Raw genomic sequence first — 22336 nt, forward strand, 5'->3', positions numbered from 1 at the left:
TTAATTACACTAGGCCACTCCGCGCGCAGAGCAATCTTCCGATCGCTGTTATCCCCAGATTTTTCTGAATCTCATATCATATGAGAAAACCCGGGGATAAAGGCGAACGCTTCGCTTCTCCAGCTTATCTCTGCCCTCTCCGTTAACGTGTAATTTCTCGTTGAATCTAATATCGCACTTCAATGCTTTTTGCTCTGAAGCAGGGTAAAAGAAATGGGGGGCTGTCCCAAAAGGTACCGACGGATAAGCCAGTCCCAAACGTTGAACGAAAAAACCTTCAAACCCACTGCTAAAGTGGGTTTGAAGGCTTCTCTATTGCTTGGAATCCTGTCTAAAGTGGGGGCTGAAAAATCATAAAATGACTTTTGGGACAGCCCCTTTTGTGGTTATATGAGCCCCATTGGCGTGGGAATTACCCTTGACCTTTGATTTTGTCTCCATCCGTGCTGCTCATTCCTGAAGGGTTTGAGCTTTACTTTAGTCGATCATTATAACCTTCCAATCCCCTGATGCATCCTTTTTAAAATTGTACATAATCCCCGTTTCCTTAAAGTTCTCTCCCACTTCAGACCCTTTTACCCTATATCTTACACCAACATCAATACGGTCTTTATCTTCCTGCTCTATTATGGTCGGTTTCCCTACAAACTGGTACCGATCCTGAGTATCCAGAAAGAAGCGGTTACTTTCAAAATCCTTTTGGGATAGAAATGTTTTTTCAAAAGCAACAGCATCTTTTTTTACCATAGCGTTCATGTTACTTTCCAACGTTTGCAGCAGCTCCTTATATTTTTGTTCGTTCTTATAGGCAGAAACATCAATCATCACACCTTCTCGAAATGTGTCTGTTTTTTTGTCTACTACCGTCTGCGGCGAAGACTGTCCGACTTCATCCGTATTCTTTGGCGTTCCTGCATCAGGATTGTGTTGGGAACAGCCGGTCCCAATAACGAGTAACAGCGTTAAGAGAAAGATACTGGACCTGATTTTATTCTTTTTCATGCATCCACCTCCACAGTTATATTTACAGGAACAAACAACATTTTTTATCTATAAGTTTACTATGAATTCTGTGAGCTTTTGAGTAGCTATTAATAACCGTGCATGAAAAAAACTAAACGAAAATACAAAGAAGCAGCCCCCCCATTGATGCAGGAGCTGCTTCTTTTTTGACAGAATATATCCGAAAGCTGAAGGTCAGCAGTCAGACGTTTGTTGCTGGACTCTGTCTGGCATTTTAGATGATCTATATTGCCAGCTATTTGCTGTGCATTTTAAACTCCAGAAACAGGTCGTTATAATGTGACAGCATTTTTTTGCCCAGGTTGTTGTAGACCTCCAGCTTGCTTGTCAGCGTCTCGTCCGGGTAGAAGCGCTCATCCTGCGAGATATCTTCTGGCAGCAGCTTGAGTGCCTCCGCATTTGGTGTGGAGTATCCAACATACTCGGCGTTGCGAGCAGCATGATCCGGGTCCAGCATGAAGTTAATGAACTGGTGTGCACCCTCTACATTTTTGGCTGTTTTCGGGATGACCATGCTGTCGAACCAGAGGTTGGAGCCTTCCTCCGGGACCTTGTAATCCAGCTTGTCGTTCTCATCCATAATCTCGGACGCATCGCCTGACCATACCAGCCCGACTGCCGCTTCTTCATTGGCGAGAAGCATTTTGATCTCATCCCCGACGATGGCTCTTACGTTTGGCGTCAGGGTTGATAATTTTTTCAAAGCAGCCTGAAGATGATCCTCGTTGGTATCATTGAGCGAGTAGCCCAGACTGTTCAGGCCCATGCCGATAACTTCACGAGCACCATCGAGCAGCAGGATCTGGTTTTTCAGACGGGGGTCCCACAGGTCATTCCAGCTGTCAAACGTCAAATCACCCACCAGCTCCGGGTTGTATACGATGCCAACCGTTCCCCAGAAATACGGGATGGAGAATTGGTTGTTTGGATCGTAGTTCAAGTTCAGGAACCGGGCATCGATATTTTTCAGGTTGGGCAGCTTGTTGTGATCGATCGGAACGAGCAGGTTTTCTTCCTTCATTTTGCTAATCGCATACTCGGAAGGAATCGCCACATCAAACGTCGTGCCGCCCTGCTCAATCTTGGTCAGCATCGCTTCGTTGGAGTCAAACGTCTGATAGATGACCTTCAAGCCTGTCTCAGCCTCGAATTCCTTCAATAGCTCAGGATCGATATAATCGCCCCAGTTGTAGATCGTCAGCGTGTTGCCGCCGGAATACCCCTGGCTTTTGTTGAGATAGGAAGCCAGAATCATCAGGGCAAAGGCGGCCACAAACACAAGTGCAAATGTCCGTACCAGCTGTTTCATGGACGCAGCCCCTTTCCTCCAGGTGGTATGCGTGTTGCCCGGCGGTTAATGAAGTAATATCCAACCACCAGCAGCACCGTGAGCAGGAACAGCAGAGTGGACAACGCATTGATGGAAAGTGACACACCCTGTCTTGCTCTGGAGTAAATTTCCACTGAAAGCGTGGAGTATCCGTTGCCTGTCACAAAAAACGTTACAGCAAAATCATCAAGCGAGTACGTCAGTGCCATGAAAAATCCGGCAAAAATGCCGGGCTTCACATAAGGCAGCACGACACGCGTCAGTATCTGCCATGACCCTGCGCCGAGATCGCGAGCCGCATCCATCAGGGTTGGACTCATCTCCTGAAGCTTCGGCAGCACCATGATGACCACAATCGGCACGCTGAATGCGATATGTGACAGCAGCACGGACGTAAAGCCCAGCTTGATGCCAATCATCGTAAACAGAATCAGGAATGATGCACCGATAATGACATCCGGGCTAACAATCAACACGTTGTTCAGGGATAACAGCGTATTTTTGGTGCGTTTGCGACGTACATGGTAGATCGCCAGTGCCCCCGCCACACCCAGAATGGTTGAAATAGCCGAGGACAGCAGCGCGATAATAAACGTATTTAAAACAATAATCAGCAGCCGGGTATCCGCAAATACTTCCCTGTACCATTCCAGCGTAAAGCCTTCAAACCCGCGCATATGCCCGCCGCTGTTGAAGGAATAGAAGATCAGATAGGCAATCGGTGCGTACAAAATGGCAAATACGACGGCCAGATAGACGTTAGACAGTTTACCGTTTCTTCCCATTTCGCACCTCCTTCTTGCCTGATCCGGTCAGAAACATAATGACTGCCATGGCGATAATCAAAAAGACGGCAATCGTCGAGCCCATGCCCCAGTCCTGGGTGACAAGAAAATGCTGCTCAATCGCTGTACCCAGCGTAATAACACGGTTCCCGGCGATCAGACGGGTAATCATAAACAGGGACAGGGCCGGGATAAATACCGCCTGACAGCCCGATTTCACACCGCTCAGCGTCAGCGGGAAAATGACACGCCGGAACGTCAGCCATGAGGAAGCCCCAAGATCCCGTGCAGCATAGATCAGGGACGGATTCATCTCTTCCAGCGCGTTAAAGATCGGCAGAATCATAAACGGAATGAAGATGTACACCGAAACAAAGATAAAGCTGAAGTCGGTGAACAAAATCTGCTGTGTGCCAATGCCCACCACTTCCAGCAGGGAGTTGGTCAGCCCGTATGTACCGAACAGGCCGATGAAGGCGTACGCTTTTAACAGCAGGTTGATCCAGCTTGGCAAAATGATCAGCAGCAGCCACAGCTGCTTGTGCTTGGTCCGGGTCAGCATATACGCTGTCGGATAAGAGATGAGCAGTGAGAAGGCTGTAATCAGAAACGCATACCAGAACGAGCTGAGCGTCATCTGCATATATACCGGAGTAAAGAACCGCGCATAGTTGCCGAATGTGAAATTACCCTCCACATCAAAGAACGAATAATAGATCACCAGCAGCACAGGCGCTACAACGAACAACACCATCCATAACACATATGGAATCAGATACGCATTGCGCGTGCCGGCTTTAGTCTGCATGAGCGGCCTCTTGGTAGGCTTCGAGTCGTCTGTCGAACTCTTCCTCGGTTTCATTGAAACGCATTACATGAATGGCTTCCGGGTCAAAATAAAGCCCGATACGCGATCCCACGACCGCTTTCTTCGTGGAATGAATCAACCATTCGTTACCTGCGTCATCGTAGGTGGAGATTTCGTAGTGCACGCCGCGGAACAGCTGGGAATCCACCTTCACCTTGAGCTTGCCCTGTTCCTCCGTAGTAATCTCCAGGTCCTCTGGCCGAATGACAATCTCAACAGGCTCGTCCGGTTGCAGCCCCTGATCGACACATTCATACTGTGCCCCTGCAAACTCAACGACGAAGTCCTGCTTCATCTTGCCTGCCACGATATTCGACTCGCCAATAAAGTCTGCGACAAAGCGGTTAATCGGCTCATCATAAATATCGTTCGGCGTGCCGCTCTGCTGAATGACACCGCCATTCAAGACAAAGATTTCATCAGACATTGCCAAGGCTTCCTCCTGGTCATGCGTGACAAAAATAAATGTAATGCCCAGCCGCTGCTGCAACTCCCTTAGCTCATACTGCATCTCGGTACGCAGCTTCAGGTCGAGCGCCGATAAAGGCTCGTCCAGCAGCAGAATTTCCGGCTCATTCACAATGGCGCGGGCAATCGCCACACGCTGGCGTTGTCCGCCGGACATCTCACCAATCTCCCGGTTCTCATAACCGGACAGATTGACAAACTTGAGCGCTTCGAGCACTTTGGTGCGAATCTCGGCTGTTTTCATTTTTTTAATCCGCAGGCCAAAGGCTACGTTCTCAAATACATTCAAATGTGGAAATAATGCATAGTCCTGAAACACCGTATTTACCTGACGCTGGTGCGCAGGTACACGGTTAATCAGTGCACCGTTAAAATAAATGCTGCCCTCCGTCGGCTCCGCAAAGCCGGCAATCAGCCGCAATATCGTTGTTTTACCACAGCCTGACGGCCCCAGAAGGGTATAGAATTTACCCCGTTCAATCTCAAAGCTGACCGCCTTCAATACAGCCTCATCCTGGTCATATTGCTGCGTCACGTGTTCGAACCGAATGATCGGTTGTTGTTCTGACATGTTTATCGTCGCCCCCTTATCCTTGAGGTACCTCGTTGTCTCATTCCCTTGCATTCCTCTATCATTACAAACCCAACCTATTATACACGACTTTGTCCATGCCTTGTTTCTTATATCGTAATTTATATCCTTTTTTCTTTCATTCCAAAAGATGTTCTGTATAAACTTTGATGAATTGCCAATAAAATATTGACCCCTGTAAAAATACAGGAATATAATTCATATAAATGGTTAATTAAACAAAATTATGGATCAATTAGAGGTGGTGTGTATGATGGATAAGACAATACGAGCGGAAGTGTTGCAATACATAAACAATCACCATTTAACACAAAGCCAATTCTCAGAACAAGCAAACATAAATTCAGGCTCTTTCAGCCGCCTCCTCAATCAGAATAAACCGTTCTCCATGAACCAGCTTGACAGTATTACAAGAGCCATGGGCATGCAGGAGGACCATTTTTACACACGGTTTGTGGGAGAATGCTTTACTCTGACCGCACCGGACTGGAGAAGATTGCGCCCTTTTATTATTCGCTGTGCAGAGGTGAAGCGTCTGGATTGTATCCGGTTAATTTTGAGCAATCTTCTGGATAACACTGCCTATGGCACTTTAATTTTTGATGTTGCAGAAGAGCTGTTCCATAATCGACACAACGAAGCAGCTGCGTTACTGTACGAGGGCGTGGGTGTAATCGAGAAATATCAACATTCCGAGCGATTGGCCCTGTGTCGATATCGGTTGTTTCTTCTTTCGTTAAGTGATAACTTAACTCAAAATCTACGGGCCGCCATATTATTCGAGCCCTACGCGAATCGACTGGTGGAGGCTGACCAATTGGAAGCTCTTAAACATCTGGCTCATGTCTATGTTTCACTGAGTGAATGGCATAAGGTAGATGAACTCTCTGAAGAGATGTTCCGTCTCGCTTCCATTCAGTACAAGCTTTCGCTTCACACCAAACGCAAAGATTCTGAAGACAAGCAGCCCGTTCGCCCGTTTTACTTCTACATGTTGTATGCACGACTGCTCCAAACGGCTGTATATGAACAATATGAAGATTATCAAAAAGCACTTGAATATACGTTGATGTATACCGATGCAGACCAATGGATTCAAGATTCATCCGATGAAGCCACGACCATTATTAAACAGTTCAATGAATTTTCAAAAGCTAACCAGTATCTAATCCGATTATTTATGGGACAACTGCATGTTCTGTCTGAATATATTGAGTTCATCGCACTCCAGCCTGATGAAATTACTCATGCGCTCTGTAACTTAATCAAGATTGCTAATAAATTTGATATCAATATAGATACCATTTTGGATCGTTTTAAAGATCATGTTCCCTATCAAACATATAACTGTGCATTTGGAGAATACAATAAGCCAATTAAAGCGGAAGAGTATGTATCCTTTTTAATTAACTTAGGAAAGTATCAGTTACAACGTAAACGTACACAAGGGATCGACATTTTACTTAAGGGATTAGAATTTGCAGGTAATATAGCTAGTGATTCTAACACAATCCGATGCCTGACAATATTTAACCAACATAGAAACTGGGAAGATGAGGAGAAGCAAAATAAATTTAATAGTCTGAATAAAAAAATGAAGCTCCCCCTTTAAAAACCTTTCAACATATTTAATAAGTATCATTTTGCTTACTGTTACTTCACCTATCTCTAATGTAATTGTTAAACTTATGACGCATGGTGTAGGATCAGGTTAACGGCTTAATTAAGGATAATTTTGTATTAGACACCATTCAGGTGTCTTTTTTATTTTTTAATAATAGTCAATCAATGTTAACGCCTTGTGTAATTTCGTCTTATTTTCACTATTTATGCATACATTACGGGTATATGTCGATATCTACGCATGTCGTTAGGAGAACCGCTGATTTATCAGTTGGTTGAGACGCACGAAAGGAGTCCTGGGCTTGGAGGTTCGGCGCAATCTTCCTTTACTTCTTATGATATGTTTCCTGAGTCAGATGGGCGGATTCATGATCCTGCCCTTGTTTCCGCTGTTTATGGAGGAATTCCGCTTATCCGGCTGGGCGCTTGGGGTCATTTTTGCCTTGTTTTATGTTGGAAAAGTGATCGGCGGCGTTCCGGCAGCAGTTCTTTACCGTAAACTTGGGGGTAAACGAGCACTCATCTTGATGCTGGCTGTACTCGCCTTGTGTATGGGGGGATTCGCCGTATCCAAGTCCGCCATTCTCTTCGGTCTGCTTCGCCTGCTGCAAGGACTCGCCTCTTCCGGCCTGACCGTAGTGGTGCGCTCCATCATTGGAGATGGCGGCAGTGTGGAGAACCGGGGCTTGTACAATGGTTATATTAGCAGCAGCGAAGGAGGTGGTATGATTCTTGGCCCGGTGATTAGCGGCTGGCTTGCCATACACTGGCCATTGTCTGTGCCTTTTCTGCTGGTCGCACTCTGCTGCCTCATTGCAGTCGTTACAGCCATGGGAATCAAAACCTCAGCACAGAATCTCCCTGCATCCTCATCTATAGCTTCGCGTAAAGTCAAAGAAGATTATAACAATCAGAACCAGCAGAAGAATGTTAATCCTCCCGCAGCTCCCACGACCGAGTCCATTCAGGCCAAATCTCTCCCTGTTACCATGACAATGAAACAACAGCTTATCGGTTACATCACCGTACACGTTCTCGAAATGAGTGCCTATGCTGTATTTCTAACATATTTCGCGCTGTATGCAACGCAAGTGATGCAGTGGGATGCTTTGTCCGCCAGCCTGGCGTTCACCGTAGCCGGAATATCTACTTTTGGGGCTGCACCCGTTGTCGGTCGACTCTCGGATCGTATGGGTGACCGGCTGCTGTTATGTATGCTGGGCATGTTCTTAATCGGGGTTGAGGTGCTTGTCTTTCTAAGCACATCCTCTCACATCTGGGTCTACATCGGCATGTTTATCGGCGGCATCGGCGGGGCATGTTACATGGACTCCTTCTTTGCACATATAGGCGACCATACCCCGGAAGAGCAGCGAAGCCCGGTCATTGGTCAGATCGTGTCCGCAGCCGAGATCGGCTCTATTGCTTCTCCCCTGATCGCGGCTCTTCTGATGGAAGCAGGCTCCCTCTATACCGTATTTATTTTCAATCTGCTTCTTATTGCGGCTGCCATCGCCGTTCAAGCGGTTATGCGGAGCAGGTATCGGGTGAGGTAAAGATGAAGAAGTATTTTTATTATGGCAAAAGAATCTGGATTAAGGTAACTATGTTCTGCATGAATCATAATTATGTAGTTGTTACAGCACGTTAAAGAGATGTTCCTCCTGTTCAGCGGCAGCATCTCTTGTGACGTTTAGAGCAGCGAGGCCAGTTCCTGTATGTTCTCTTGAATGATGCGTTTTAAATAAGGATCGGTGCTGTCAGGCAGCGTCTTCGGATTATAAAATTTTGCTTCAATTATTTCGATCCCATCCGGCTGAAGCTCTCCTTCATACTGGCTGCATATATATCCAATCACCACATTATAATATTGATCCCCATTTCTTAATTGGGTGTACAGCTGTTCTCCCGAGAACACACCGTATAACTGCAATTGTTTCAATTCGATTCCGATCTCTTCTCTGACCTCTCTTCGTGCGCACTCTTCAACAGACTCACCAAGCTCCATCATTCCACCGGGCACTCCCCATGTGTGATCCCTGTACTTGACCAGCAGCACTTCTCGTTGATCATTTACAATAAGTACACTCGGCCGTACGAGTATTAAAGGAATATTGCCCACCAGTCCACGCAACGTTTCAATATACCCCATACCAATCGCCTCCCTATATTCGTATGCTCTCAGTATGAAGGAGTTTGATGTATTCATATATAGAAAAAAGCGGGTTTAATGTTTCGTATTTTATATACAAAGTAACCTCAAAAAATAAACCCGCTCACACAATTTAATGTGCAAACGGGCATTTCATTGGAGTGCTATCGGCCTGTACCTTCTCTTCCTGCGAATAAGCAAGTTCATTAGATGAATGCTTTTGGTGTGCTTGATTTGCATGCTCATCATTCTGCTGTTTGCTGCCCGCCTCAGCGGCAACGGCGATCCCGTCCCGAAATTGATATGCAGGGTTCTGGTGAAAAAAGTTCGGCTTCACAATCTCATTCCGATAGGAGCTGTGGAAAATGTGGGTGGTGGCTGGAGACACAGGGGGAATCAGCCACACCCAATCGCCGGTCAGCTCACGTCCAGCCTTCTCCTCCCGCTGTTCAAACAGGGCAAATTGTGCCGCAGCCGTATGATGATCCACAATGCTCACGCCTGCCTTCTTGAATGAATGCAGCACAGCAACATTCAGCTCTACCAGTGCGCGATCCTTCCACAATGTCGTTTCACTCGACGTATTCAATCCAAGGGCGGCAGCTACCGCTGGCAGCTTGTTATATCGAAACGTGTCAGCCAGATTACGCGCACCAATCTCGGTTTCCATATACCATCCGTTAAACGGTGCAGCCGGATAGTTAATGCCTCCGATCTCGACCCTCATATCCGCAATCATTGGCACACCGTACCAGCGTAAACCCAGCTCGGCGATCTCGGCACGCTCGGGATGCTCAATCTGAACTTCAACAATCTCATCTTCAGGAATGACGTACCATTCAGGAGCTTGTCCCTGAGCCTGAATGATGAGCGGCAGCACATCATAATCACCGCCAGCACCTTGCCAGCCCAGGGACAAGGCTGCCTTGGTCAGCTCCACCGAAGCAGGGTCACCGACAACGCCCTGTTCCGTCTCGTATCCGGCATAACGAATCAATTGATGATTCCAGATGCGGATAGGTGCTCCGTCCGGGCCTTCCGGAGGCAAAATCGTGATGGTCGGAATAATCTTGCCGCCGTTGGATGCGTTATGGATATGATCGAATACGGCCTGCGCAGCCGCTCCTGCCGTATCCGCTTCACGACCATCCACGATGCGCAGCTTGTCCCAGAACAGACGACCGATACAGCGGTTGCTGTTCCGCCAGGCCATTTTGCAGCCATGCTCCAGCTCTTCGATCGTATGGGTGTAAGTGCCTCTCTCTTCTATCTCGCGTCTAACGGCAATAAGCCGGGCCTCCGCGTCTTCACGCGTATAGCCCAGCTCTTTATAACTTGTATATATAAACCGTTCAGCTTCTTCCTGCAATCGATCCAGGCCTGTCCGCATTGTTCATTCCACCATTCTGTACATCTTGGATGCCACTATTATACGGGAAGCGCACCGGATTTGTAAGCGAACGGGACGTTTGTTCACGGACTCTACATATCGTTGTCAGGAGACAGGGTGTCTTAGGTTATTTGCCCAAAAATGCGTTTAACATCCAGATCTCTTTATCCAGCGTAGCTGTGAACCCGATTCCCATATCTTCGGTTGCATTATCCCCGGCTTCGCCAGCCTCATCAATACCTTGACGAATAACCTCCTTCATCGCATGCAGATCAGCAACAACCTGTTCCACCATCTGTTCAGCAGAAAATTGGCCTTCTGCCTCTTTGATTGGAGATATACGCAGCTGTTCTGCCATCGTTGCTACAGGACGGCCTCCAATGGTCAGCAGACGCTCAGCCGCTTCGTCCATATTGGCAGTAGCCAGATTGTAAAGTTCCTCGAATTTCGCATGAAGCGTGAAGAAATGCGGGCCTTTAACATACCAATGGAAGTTATGCAGCTTGGTGTACAGTACAGACCAGCCCGCGATCTGACGGTTTAATACCTCTTGAAGTGCAGTTGTGTTACTTGTAAATGTGTTGTAGTTAGTTTGCATTGTGCTCATGGAATTTATCCCCTTTCGAATGGTTCGTTAATTTTTTTTGAAAATACATTTTTAAATATGATTTGTACTGCTTCAATTAAATACTCACGCTTTAATTTAGACTTAATCTAAATCTTGTTTTAATTATAGCACTACCTATACACTTTGAAAAGAGCTTTGGCCCTCTTTCAAATGAAGATTCCATGAAGCCTAGCTTCATGATGAATTGAGGGGACTGTCCATAGACAAAGCTGCTTATGTAGTTATACAGCCAACCCTAACAGTCTTCAGTTAACATTCTCACACACCTCGTTATACATAAAAAGACAGCCCTCCATCTTCGGCAGATGACAGGACTGAATGCTTTATATAACATATGGGTGTGTTCTCATTTTTAATTTTTCTTATGAACGAGCAGGCTTAAACGTAAGAATCTGACTAATCTCTGCATAGTTCTGTGCCGTAAATTGAGGCTGATGATCCGATTCGGGCGATGCCTCACGGTGATTGAACCATATGATGTTCCAGCCTGCATCAGCCGCACCTGCCACATCGTTGCGCCACGAGTCTCCAATATAATAGCAGTTATCTGCTGACGTTCTCGTCTGCTTGTTCACATGATCAAACAGCCTGCGGTCCGGTTTGGCATAACCAATCTCGCCGGAGATAAAGATCAGCTGCTCATCCACCAGACTGAACACATCCAATGCTTCTAACTTGCGCCGCTGATGCTGCCCTTCACCATTTGTAATCAGCCCTACGGTATGGCCTTCCGCCTGAAGTCTTCGAATCAGATCATAAACCCCATGGAAAGGAGTAATCTCAAACTGTCTGCTCAGGTACCTACTCTGCAGCTCTTGTGCTTGTCCAGGCTGCAGCGTGACTCCAAATTCCTTCATCGTCAGTTCAAACCTGCGGCTTCGCATACGCTCCACTGCTTCCGGTTCGGGCACTGCCGACAAATCTTCCTGTGCAGACAACCAGTCGCTGTAATACCGAAAACGATGATAGGCCTCAGCATAAGGGAAATCATCCTGCAAACCGAGAACGTCCTGCAATGCTCCGCGAAGCGGCTGTAAGTGATCATATAAGGTATCGTCCACGTCGAAAAATATAGTTTTAAATGTATTAATTTGATCCATAATGCTTCTTTATCCTCCTGCTTTCGAGTCCAAATATTCTCTTCTTACTATATATGTATTCATTTGTCCCGTCCAAAGGAGGTTTGCTCGCTGTCTATCTTCAAAGGGACGATTAAACCCTAAATGGGATGATGACATCGGGAAGCAGGTTGCCCCGTCACACCACTTTCCAATGGTGAAACGGGGTATAAGACTTTTTATTTTAAATTTACTCCACTATCAAACAATAGAAATTTATATATTCTAATTATACAATCAACGGTACAACCTTGCCTGCGTTCACATCAATCAGACCGTGATCCGTAATTTTCAATGCAGGACTTACGGCAAGAGAGTGAGTGCTGATCGACATAATTGGGTTGTAATGTACATAGCCCAGGGACAACATGGCTGCACGCAGTTCCTTCACTTGATGGGATACCACGGCAAGGGGTTCTTCCGTCAAAATGCCGCCGACAGGCAGCTCCAAATGCGCAAGCACCTTGCCATTCTCCACCACACAGAATCCACCCTGGCTCGAAATAACCGTGTTAGCTGCCAATATCATATCCTCACGATTGCGTCCAACCACCAACAGGTTGTGATTGTCATGAGAATATGTCGTTGCGATCGCCCCTCGCTTGATCGTATCTCCGCCAATCAAGCCGTGAGCCCGATTGCCGTTTACCGCATAACGCTCAAACGTGGCAATCTGCCCGTATTCGCTGTCTTCCCACAGCAGCTCGCCATTCTCTGCCGGGATGGGGGCAATGTGTTCCTCCACAAAGGTGGAGCCATCCTTCACCATCATGACACGGCATGCATATGGCCCTTCTCCTTCTTTCCCTTCACCAGAAAAGTCCGAACCCGTCTCGCCACTGACCTTCGGGTCCGACAGCTGAATGGCAAAATCCGCTGCGGTCAGCTTATCCAGCTTCACGCTGGTATAAAAATGAGCGGGGAACTGACCTGTGCTTCGGTCCTGCTTATAAAGTTCGTAGTCGTCATAAGCTTTGCGCCCTTTTTTGTACACTTGATCAATCGCCAGCTGCTCTAGATCGGACAGTAGCACGTAATCTGCCACCTTGCCTGGCGCGATGCTGCCGCGATCCGTCATTTTCATACGCAGCGCCGGAGTGGATGTCGCTGCATAAATAGCATCCTCCGGACGCATCCCCATCTGAATTGCCTTGCGAACTATGTGATCCAGATGTCCGCGCTCCACCAGTGAGTCCGGCATGACATCATCGGTCACAAAGCAGAAATGCTGCGCCACATCATGCTGAATCAAATAATCCATCACTTCCGGGGTCATGGATTTCTCCTGAATCTCAATAAACATGCCTGCCGCAATCCGCGCCTGCAGCCCTTCTATACTCTGATGTGTATGGTCGGAATCAACACCGGCGAAGATCAATCGATGAAGGTCCAGACCAAGTAATTTCGGAGTATGTCCTTCAATGACAAGATCAGGGTAGTTTTTGCGAATATGCTGTAAAATCTGATTGGTTTTGCAATCCGGGTCACGGATCACATCCACATAATTCATGATCTCGCCCAGACAGATGATCTCACCTGTAGCGAGCAGTGCATCCATGTCCTCGATCTCAATCGCTCCCCCGGTCGTCTCCATCGGTGTGGCGGGAACGGAACTCGGAATCGCATAGAACATGTCCACCAGCGTCTCGCGGCTGGCAGCCATCATCTCCTGAACGCCCTCCAACCCAAACACATTAGCCATCTCATGTGGTTCAGCCACAATCGATGTTACACCACAGCGAATCAAGCCGTGAGAAAACGTAACCGGAGTTACCATCGTGCTCTCAATATGCAGATGGATATCGATCAGACCGGGAATCATATACCTTCCCCGTGCATCAATGACTTCGTCTGCCTCAATCATCTCCGGGCCGCCAGGACCGACATACATAAAGCGGCCGTCCAATACGGCAACGTTGTTCTTGTCAAACCGTTTATAATAACTGTTATATACCTTCACGTTCATAATCAGTTGATCTGCACGCATGAGCATAATCTCCTTCTTTACCAGCACCTCACCCATGAAATGCTTTCTTTGCTGCGTTTACTTCGTGATGTCTCTCACAATCCAAGCCATAGCGCGCTACTCTACAAGGACAAGCTTATCCTGCGGGAAAATAAGACTGACACGCTGACCGCTAAGATATGGCGTCTCCATCTCCTGATTCGCTGTAAAATCACCAAGCTCTGTCTCTACGACATACTGATAACTGCGTCCAAGGTATGTGCTGACTTTGATGATGCCCGGCAGCGCGTTAGCCACATCTCCCGTCGTATCTCCGCTCACGATCAGGTCATCTGGACGAATAGCCCCTTTGCGTGCCCCGGGACGTGCTGTACCTGGATGCGCCGTCGCCGTAAACGTCCGGCCTCCTGCATGCAGTGTGATCAATTCGTCTGCATCACTGCGATCCGCAAATTCAATAAAATTATGGAACCCGATAAAACGGGCAACAAACTCTGTTGCCGGATATTTGAAAATGGTTTCCGGACGGTCTAGCTGCTCGACTACGCCTTTATTCATAATGGCCACCTGATCCGAGATGGAGAAGCACTCCTCCTGGTCATGCGACACATACAGCGTTGTAATGCCAAGCTCCTGTTGAATCCGCCTAATCTCCACTCGCATGTTCAGCCGCAGATTGGCGTCCAGGTTGCTGAGCGGTTCATCGAACAGGAGAAGGTCCGGCTCAATCACGAGTGCGCGGGCAATCGCCACACGCTGACGCTGTCCGCCGGACAGCTCCGTAGGGAAACGTTTCTCGAACCCGTTCAGGTTCACCACCTCAAGGATGCGCATCACACGGGAAGCGATCTCCTTGTCCTTCACCTTGCGCATCCGCAGACCAAAAGCAACATTGTCATATACGGAGAGATGCGGGAACAGCGCATAGCTCTGAAATACAAATCCGAAATTCCGCTTGTTCACCGGAACCTTCGTATAATCCTTGCCGCCGAACATAAACTTGCCCTGTGATGCTTCCAGGAATCCGGCGATGAGGCGCAGCGTTGTTGTTTTGCCGCAACCGCTCGGTCCGAGCAGGGAGAGCAGCTTGCCTTTTTCCAGCTCCAACTGAAAATCCTTCAGGATTGTCTGCTTGTCATATGCCACGGATACGTGGTCTAGTGTCAGCAATGCCATAGCGTTCTGCGCCTCCAATTAACGTTTAGTAAAATATGAAAATCCGCCCATGATCCGTTCGATCACAAACATCAAAAGTCCGGTCAATACCATCAGCAGCACCGAAATAGCCGCAATCGTCGGGTCAAAATAATTCTCCACATACGTCAGCATCTGAATCGGCAGTGTGCTTACCCCTGGTCCCGTCATGAACACGGAGATGTCCACGTTGTTGAAGGATTCCAGGAAGGCGATCAGCACCGCCGCCAGGATACCCGAGCGAATGTTGGGCAGCACAATCGTGAAGAACGTTCTTACTCGCCCTGCACCCAGACTGAGCGCCGCCTCCTCCACCGCAAAATCAAAGCTCGACAGACTCGATGCGATCACTCGAATGATAAACGGCAGCATAATAATCGTGTGACCGATCAACAAACCCAGGTACATCGGCAGATGGTAGATCACAATCAAATATTTCATCAATGTAAAACCAAGCACGATTCCCGGGATGAGCACCGGAGACAGAAACAGTGCGTTGAGCACGGACTTGCCTTTAAAATCGTAACGACTGAGTGCATACGCAGCCGGAACCCCAAGCACCAGGGCCAGCAGGTTCCCCAGCAGGGAAATGATGATGGACGTCTGGAACGTGCGGAGGAAACCGCCTGTGTTGAAAATATTTTCGTACCAGCGGAAGGAGAAACCTTCCGGCGGAAATTTGAGTACCGTTCCCGGTTCAAATGAAGTGACCGATATGATCAGAAGCGGGCCCAGCAGAAAGATAAAGACCAGCAGACTGAACAGGCCCAGCCCGATATGTTTCTCCCGCATATGTCTACCCCTTCGGATTTAAAGTTTTGGCCATTTTATTCATGACACCAACCACGACAAATGTAATGACAATCATAATCGCGGCAACAACCGAGGCCAGATACCAGTCGTTGAGGGTCATCGCATTTTGATACAGGAAGGTGGCAATTACACGCTGTTTACCCCCAAGGAGGGCAGGCGTAGTATACGCCGTCAGACTGCCGACAAACACCAGCACAGCCCCGATCACAAGTCCGGGTACAGCCAGCGGGAACACAACCCGGCGGAATGCGGTCAGGCGGGAAGCACCCAGACTCTGCGCTGCCTTCAGCAGATCACCGTCAATGTTCTCCAGTACACCAACCAGAGAGATGATCATTAACGGCAGGAACAGATGAGTCAGACCAATCATCATCGCTGCCGGGGTGTACAGAATGTCCAGCGGTTTATCCACGATGCCCAGTCCAACCAACGTGTTGTTGATTAACCCTTTGCGTCCCAGAATGATCATCCAGCTGAACGAGCGCACGACCGGGCTTGTCAGCAGCGGAAAAATGGCAAGGGCCAGTAAAATGCCCTTGCGGCGCGGTGCTTTCCGTGAAATATAATAAGCTGTCGGGAATCCGAGCACCACACAGACGATGGTGGTAACCACACTGACCTGCAGGGTGGTCAGCAATATTTTCAAAAAGTAAGGGTCTCTGAAATAATGCATATATCCTTCAAAGGTAAAGCCGTTCTCCTGAAAAAACGTTGACCCGATCGTCAGGACAATCGGAATGATCATAAATGCCGCCAAAAATACAAATCCCGGCAGCAACAGCCAGTAGATTACTGATTTTTTCATCTCGATACTCCTGACTTCTAAAATGGTTTTATTCAAGCGTTTCGTTTGGCACACACTTCAACAATTAGTTCTCCACGTTATCGCGCCAGCCGTTCCGGTTACGAATCGTTCTTACGATCGCTGTTATCCCCAGATTTATTTTTGATTTTTTTTAAAGGGTATAATCCGGGGATAAAGGCGAACGCTTCGCTTCTTCAGAATCGATTTCGTCCCCTGTACTACGAGCGTAATTACGTAAGAATAATTAATTCTCTTTCTGAATGAACCACACGCCTTGAAGCTTAATGCTACGCATTTAATGCGTTGATAAACAGTTCAAGGAACGCTTCGGCGTCTACTGTCTCGCAGACAAGGGTGTTAGGCTCCTTGCCAAGGCGGTTTTGGAAGTCGCATACCATCTGTCCGTCACACAGGCGGCTTGCGGTTTCGACATCCACGTAATAGGACTTCCTTCCAACCAGTTCCGGAGCAAGCGCAACGCCAACGGCCAGCGGGTCATGCAAGGCGCAAGCCCGAACGCCGTTCATTTGCTCATAACGATTAATGTAAATCTCGGTGCTTTGGGCAACGTAAGCACGCAATGCCGGATCGGTGAGACGCATAATCGCCGCTTCATTCAGCAGCGTTTGCCGCGTCACGTCCAGTCCAACCTGCGTAAGCTTCTCGATTCCAGCATGCAGCACAATTCGTGCTGCTTCCGGATCGGCGTATGTGTTGTACTCGGCAGTTGGCGTAATGTTGCCATGCCCTCGTACCACACCGCCCATGAAAATGACTTCCTTCAATAGAGAAGGCAGTTCAGGACATTTCATCAAGGCCAGCGCCAGATTCGTTAACGGGGCCGTCATGATCAGTGTCAATTCACCCGGGTAACGTTTGGCTTGCTCCACAATAAAATCTGGAGCGAATCCATCTTCGGCCTGTTTGGAGACAGCCGGATCAGGCAGTGCACCGCCAAGTCCATCCTGCCCATGTACCCGATGCTCATAATGAGAATCGCGAACCAGCGGTTTGGCCGCTCCCGCAATGACAGGGATGATTGCCGCATCGGCAAGTTCAAGGATTTTGCACGTGTTGTCCGTTGCCTGCTGGAGGGATACGTTCCCACAGACCGTGGTGATTCCGAGAATGTCCAGCCTCCGGCTTTTGACCGCCAGCAGAATCGCCAGCGCATCATCAATCCCTGTATCCACATCCAGAATGACACGTTTAAGCTCTTCACCCATCCGTTCTCAGCTCCTGTGCGTTGATATTACTTTCCTTTTTTGATTCATCGATTTCCAATCTTCTATACGCCAGGCCTCTGTTTTTCTCTGCAGTACTTGCAATTATTGTGCGATCTCGCGGTTCCAGCGGTCGGTCCAGCCTTTAACCTGTTGATTCACAAATTCCATGTCCAGCTTGTTCAGCTTCTCCACCACATCCGCGCCATACGTAACGCCTTCTGCTTCTTCCGCAGTCAGTTCAACCTTGGCGTTTACCGGGGAGTCCACCTTCTCTTTGGCCGATTTGGCTTGTACATCCTGGCTGAGCTGCCAGTTGATGAACTCTTCGGCCAGCTCTTTGTTTTTGCTGCCTTTCACCACATTGACCGTGTTCATCACGGCATATGCCCCTTCACTAGGTGTTACAAACTTTGCATTCGGAACAGCTGCTTTCAGATCTTTGAAGTACATCTCCATAATCGGTCCACCTGCAATCTCCTCTTGGGAGAACATGTTTACGAATTCGGATGTCTGGCTGTAAAATTTCACCACGTTGCCGCTCAGCTCTTTCAGTTTGCCAAAGGCCGCATCTTCGTTAAACGTATCGTTGCCCGCCACACGAGAAGCTGCATCTACAATCATTGGACCTGCTGTTGCGGTAATGTTCGGAATCGTCAGGTTATTCGCAAAAGCCGGGTCCCACAGATCGCTCCATGAGGTGACTTCTTTGGATAAGAGGTCCGGATTATAAGCAATGCCAAGCTGTCCAATCGTGTAGGCCGGGCCGTAATCTTCGCCAAGGGGTGCTTTGGCAATATCATAGATGTCGTTAATATTCGGGATTTTGGAGCGGTCAATTTTCTCAAACAGACCTTCATCAATGCCTTGCTGTGCATAGTAGTCCGACAGATAGATTACATCCACATTGGATGTACCCTGACGGATTTTGTTCAGACGTTCCGCATTGTTGCCGACTTCAAGCACGATATCAACGTTATGTTCTTTTTCAAAAGGACCAAATACTTCTTCATTAAAGAAATCTTCCGAGAAACCCCAGGTGGAGATCACCAGTTTGTTTGCTGCTGTTCCTCCATTGCCTGAACCGCCTGATGCGTTTTCCGTGCCACTGCCGCAACCTGCTAGCAAAACCGATGTCATTGCTACTGCTGCTAACCCGCTAATCCATTTTTTCATCATGATCGTATTCCCCCTGATATGTGTGATATGACTATCTGAATAAAACAAAAAGAAAAGCATTCTTGTAAGAACAAGAACACTTTTCTTCGTAAACAAAGGAAAGCGACACCCGCTGCCGGTACATCATCGGTTTCTGCTTCAGAATCAATCCGAAGACAGACGCCATCATATGAAATTATACGGAATTCCCCATGAATCCGAATCATTCCTTCAGTTGTCACCGCAAGAGTCAATCCTGCCGATCCAGCCTAGGCTTGTTCCAGAATTACATTTGTAATGGCCCACTGGGTGGACGCATCATAATCCCGCAATATTGCTTCAATAGGCAAACCCATGTGCTGCTCGAGCTTCTCCCGGAATTTCTTCTTATATAAGACAGACATGCGGAAGTCCACTTCCAGCTTCAAGCCGGGGGCCTCCCCTTCCAGGGCGTCAGAGCGCGGCGAACGCCGGTGCTTCGCATAGAAGGTCACAATATTCTGATCAATGGTCACTCTCAGGAGAGTGGTGCCAAAGCCGAACAGTTCCTTCGAGATTTCGTTATAATACTGGCACATCTTCTTCTTGCTCTCATTACTGTCCAGCAGTTCCATTGAACTCACCCACATCTTTTACTACCGTACATTCGACGTGTCAACACGATTGATTATACATAATTCTTCGGTAATGGGCAACCCAAAAGATATATATTACATATAAATTACACATAAAAGCGAACATTGAATGTAAATCATCCTGGGTACAGGGAGTACCTTGCTTATACATGGAACCATGTACTGCATGAATTTATTCCACAGCTCCTGATTTCTATTCCTGGTCTCCCCTTGCAAACTGCGTTATCCGAGTTGATCTTTCCTCCCCTGTTTCACACGAATATTTTAGGGTATTAAATTCTGCGATACATAGACAAAGTTCGGCATCGAACGGTAAAATGAGACACAATGTATCCACTGTTCAATATTTCAATAAATTGGAGGCTTATGACATGAAATGTCCTGTATGTAATCACGAAAATGGAGATGCCCGTTTTTGCGAAAGGTGCGGCTCTAACCTGAAAGGAACCCATGCGTCTGATAATCCTGTGGAATCTGCAACACACACAGACTCATCTGATGCAAGCTCGGAATATACCCGCTGGTCCAGCACGCAGGAGCCCGCATCGAATAGAACGGTATCCGCAAGCTCATCCATCTCAACAATCCCATCACCTGCTCAAGATCAAGACGATACCAGTAATAATGATGCCCGGGAGCATGGCTCTGCACACAGCAGCGGTGGAAATCAATGGAACAACCTTGTTCAGAACGAGAAAGTACAGCAAGCCAAAGAAGTAAGCAAACAGTACCTGTCTTATTTCCTCAGTGTACTGGCCCGTCCGTACCAAACGATGAAAACCGTCGGTGAACAGCATGCCCTGCACGGCTGGATAACGATGGCCCTGTTTGCTATTTTGACCTCTACATATATTCTGATTACGTTTGGCCGCCTTGGTGCAGATGGGCTTTTTATCGGTGGATTCCTTCGTCCACTTCTGTTTAGTGCTATTATTCTGATCGCCGCCACGGCAATGATCTACGGTGTATTGAAGCTCGAGCGGATCACTTTCCGTCCTAAAATCATGATTGCCCAGTTTGGAGCATTGCTGGCTCCAGCAGTCGTGACCCTATTACTTGCTAACCTGATGATTGTGATCTCGTATTCGTTCGCCATCTCGCTGCTGGTGTTGTCCTACATCATTGTGTTTGTTGCTATGAATACAGTGCTGTTCCACCATCCGCTGAATCGCACCCAAGCCGCCCTTGACAGCATGTACAGCGTACTGATTGCCAATGCGGTGCTGTTTTATGTAACCTATCGTCTATTATTTGCGGTTTTGACCGGTCTGTTCGGCCCAATGTTCTCGCCGTATGGACGCTTGTAATAAGTTCTTTTGGTAGTAGAGGTGTTAGAGGCTATAGCTTAAGAGACCAGGCTTCCCTATACGTGGGGAAGTCTTTTTCTTTTGCATTTGTAATGTGGCATTGCGCAGAAATCATTCCATACACTATAATGTGTAGTGTAAATAATATGTTCCTATTTACTTATTTACCTTGTTTACTTATTAACTTTGTTTGTTTGCTTGAGTAATCGTGGGGCTGCGTGCGGGTATTACAAGTTCACACATGTATACACTCGTGTATAACTAGTTCACTTATAACACTACATAATGTAGTGTTAAGTGTCTTTTTTATTTTATAAAGAAAGCTGAGGAATTGGAATGGACATGACCCAAATGGATCATATGCAAATGGAACAATCGACTGGCACCTCATACTTGTGGTTGATCGTTGGAGCAGTGGTGCTGATGCTCTCCATCGCCGCTTATATCTGGGCATCGCGTACACGTGGCAGTATTCTTGGTCATATGAAAAAGAAGGAGCGTGCTGCTATTCAGAAGAAAGGTCGTTTCATAAAGAATACCGCTCATATTCTGATTGGTGTTTCAATTGCAGCATTCGGATTGTTTTTCCTGCAAAATGCCGGCGGCGACACATATGATGTCTCCAAACTGGATAACAACGCCGTGATTGATGTGACCAATGATAAATACTATGGAGCCACCCATACGGAAGAACCGATCCACTATGAGATGAAGATTCCGACCTCGGGACCACATAATCCACATGACATTAAGTTCGGCTTTTACACCGATTTCCCGGGTTATCCTTATCTGGTACACAACCTCGAACATGGTGACATCATCATCTATTATCGTGAAAATGCCAGTGACATGCTCAAGGAGCATCTGAAATATCTGACCAAATTCCGTAAAGCGGGATCAGGCATCCTCGCCGTGCCCAATAAAGACATTCCCGATGGCAGCGAGGTTGTCGTAACCGCCTGGACCAAAACGATGAAGCTGGGCAAGTTCGACGACGCCAAGGTAGGCACTTTTATTAATCGCTACATTAATCAGGGACCCGAAAAGATTCCAGCCTCCGTTCGACAAGGCGGCGGAACGATGTAACAGGAGCAGGGACAACCTATTCGTACGCACATCTAACGATTCTGAGAAACGCTATTTGGGCAATTTCATATGATTTTATTTTTTAACGATCTCAGGAACACTAGCCATGCAAATAACCTAACATTATAAATTAATATTTTTAGCAATTCTCTTTAACAGTGAAATAAAGAAT

The 22336-nt window shown here is 47.4% G+C and carries 20 protein-coding genes; 4 read left to right on the forward strand and 16 right to left on the reverse strand.

Features of this window, described 5'->3' with window-relative positions; translation table 11 throughout:
• Positions 1-477 precede the first annotated feature (477 nt).
• The 5 genes from ACQSGY_RS13105 to ACQSGY_RS13125 all read right to left on the reverse strand — a co-directional run bounded on the left by ACQSGY_RS13105 (position 478) and on the right by ACQSGY_RS13125 (position 5045).
• Positions 478-1002, reverse strand: a complete 525-nt coding sequence (locus ACQSGY_RS13105) for a hypothetical protein (RefSeq protein WP_427052197.1) — start codon at positions 1000-1002, stop codon at positions 478-480.
• A gap of 256 nt (positions 1003-1258) precedes the next feature.
• On the reverse strand, positions 1259-2332 hold the full coding sequence (locus ACQSGY_RS13110) for an ABC transporter substrate-binding protein (protein WP_427052198.1): 1074 nt from the start codon (positions 2330-2332) through the stop codon (positions 1259-1261).
• The gene (locus ACQSGY_RS13115; RefSeq protein WP_110895773.1) at positions 2329-3138 is read right to left on the reverse strand and encodes an ABC transporter permease; all 810 of its coding nucleotides are present in this window, start codon (positions 3136-3138) and stop codon (positions 2329-2331) included. Before ACQSGY_RS13115 ends, ACQSGY_RS13110 begins: the two co-directional genes overlap by 4 nt.
• Positions 3122-3946 carry an ABC transporter permease gene (locus ACQSGY_RS13120; protein ID WP_145404555.1) on the reverse strand — a complete coding sequence of 275 codons (825 nt, stop codon included), beginning with the start codon at positions 3944-3946 and terminating at the stop codon, positions 3122-3124. Before ACQSGY_RS13120 ends, ACQSGY_RS13115 begins: the two co-directional genes overlap by 17 nt.
• A complete protein-coding gene (locus ACQSGY_RS13125; protein ID WP_427052199.1) occupies positions 3936-5045 on the reverse strand; it encodes an ABC transporter ATP-binding protein in 1110 nt (369 codons plus the stop codon). Before ACQSGY_RS13125 ends, ACQSGY_RS13120 begins: the two co-directional genes overlap by 11 nt.
• Positions 5046-5316: 271 nt before the next feature.
• Here ACQSGY_RS13125 and ACQSGY_RS13130 point away from each other — a divergent pair, with 271 nt between their 5' ends.
• A complete protein-coding gene (locus tag ACQSGY_RS13130; protein WP_427052200.1) occupies positions 5317-6678 on the forward strand; it encodes a transcriptional regulator in 1362 nt (453 codons plus the stop codon).
• 313 nt (positions 6679-6991) lie between these two features.
• On the forward strand, positions 6992-8245 hold the full coding sequence (locus ACQSGY_RS13135; protein WP_427052201.1) for an MFS transporter: 1254 nt from the start codon (positions 6992-6994) through the stop codon (positions 8243-8245).
• 137 nt (positions 8246-8382) lie between these two features.
• Here ACQSGY_RS13135 and ACQSGY_RS13140 read toward each other — a convergent pair whose 3' ends face one another.
• The 11 genes from ACQSGY_RS13140 to ACQSGY_RS13190 form a co-directional block, all read right to left on the reverse strand.
• Complete coding sequence (locus ACQSGY_RS13140; RefSeq protein WP_427052202.1) at positions 8383-8841, reverse strand: NUDIX hydrolase; 459 nt, start codon at positions 8839-8841, stop codon at positions 8383-8385.
• A gap of 133 nt (positions 8842-8974) precedes the next feature.
• A complete protein-coding gene (locus ACQSGY_RS13145; protein WP_427052203.1) occupies positions 8975-10231 on the reverse strand; it encodes a nitric oxide synthase oxygenase in 1257 nt (418 codons plus the stop codon).
• A gap of 127 nt (positions 10232-10358) precedes the next feature.
• A complete protein-coding gene (locus ACQSGY_RS13150; protein ID WP_427052204.1) occupies positions 10359-10838 on the reverse strand; it encodes a Dps family protein in 480 nt (159 codons plus the stop codon).
• A 383-nt stretch (positions 10839-11221) separates the two neighbouring features.
• Positions 11222-11959, reverse strand: coding sequence for an HAD family hydrolase (locus ACQSGY_RS13155; RefSeq protein WP_427052205.1), 738 nt, complete (start codon positions 11957-11959; stop codon positions 11222-11224).
• Positions 11960-12206: 247 nt separating this feature from the next.
• Complete coding sequence (locus ACQSGY_RS13160) at positions 12207-13964, reverse strand: adenine deaminase (protein WP_427052206.1); 1758 nt, start codon at positions 13962-13964, stop codon at positions 12207-12209.
• A gap of 96 nt (positions 13965-14060) precedes the next feature.
• Entirely contained in the window at positions 14061-15119 is a 1059-nt protein-coding gene (locus ACQSGY_RS13165; protein ID WP_427052207.1) for an ABC transporter ATP-binding protein, read from the reverse strand.
• 18 nt (positions 15120-15137) lie between these two features.
• Positions 15138-15929 (reverse strand): ABC transporter permease, encoded by a 792-nt coding sequence (locus ACQSGY_RS13170; RefSeq protein WP_145324685.1) that lies wholly within the window; start codon positions 15927-15929, stop codon positions 15138-15140.
• A 4-nt stretch (positions 15930-15933) separates the two neighbouring features.
• Positions 15934-16755 carry an ABC transporter permease gene (locus ACQSGY_RS13175; protein ID WP_427052208.1) on the reverse strand — a complete coding sequence of 274 codons (822 nt, stop codon included), beginning with the start codon at positions 16753-16755 and terminating at the stop codon, positions 15934-15936.
• A gap of 287 nt (positions 16756-17042) precedes the next feature.
• Positions 17043-17981 (reverse strand): nucleoside hydrolase, encoded by a 939-nt coding sequence (locus ACQSGY_RS13180; RefSeq protein ID WP_427052209.1) that lies wholly within the window; start codon positions 17979-17981, stop codon positions 17043-17045.
• A gap of 102 nt (positions 17982-18083) precedes the next feature.
• Positions 18084-19154, reverse strand: a complete 1071-nt coding sequence (locus tag ACQSGY_RS13185; RefSeq protein WP_427052228.1) for an ABC transporter substrate-binding protein — start codon at positions 19152-19154, stop codon at positions 18084-18086.
• 251 nt (positions 19155-19405) lie between these two features.
• Entirely contained in the window at positions 19406-19750 is a 345-nt protein-coding gene (locus ACQSGY_RS13190; protein WP_017691786.1) for a Na-translocating system protein MpsC family protein, read from the reverse strand.
• A 392-nt stretch (positions 19751-20142) separates the two neighbouring features.
• Here ACQSGY_RS13190 and ACQSGY_RS13195 point away from each other — a divergent pair, with 392 nt between their 5' ends.
• Together ACQSGY_RS13195 and ACQSGY_RS13200 are read left to right on the forward strand one after the other, a co-directional pair.
• Positions 20143-21078, forward strand: coding sequence for a hypothetical protein (locus ACQSGY_RS13195; protein WP_427052210.1), 936 nt, complete (start codon positions 20143-20145; stop codon positions 21076-21078).
• A gap of 351 nt (positions 21079-21429) precedes the next feature.
• A complete protein-coding gene (locus ACQSGY_RS13200; RefSeq protein WP_427052211.1) occupies positions 21430-22164 on the forward strand; it encodes a DUF3105 domain-containing protein in 735 nt (244 codons plus the stop codon).
• Positions 22165-22336 lie beyond the last annotated feature (172 nt).

Origin of the sequence: Paenibacillus sp. TC-CSREp1 (genome assembly GCF_050171015.1) — a bacterium.
Taxonomy (GTDB): Bacteria; Bacillota; Bacilli; order Paenibacillales; family Paenibacillaceae; genus Paenibacillus; species Paenibacillus silvae.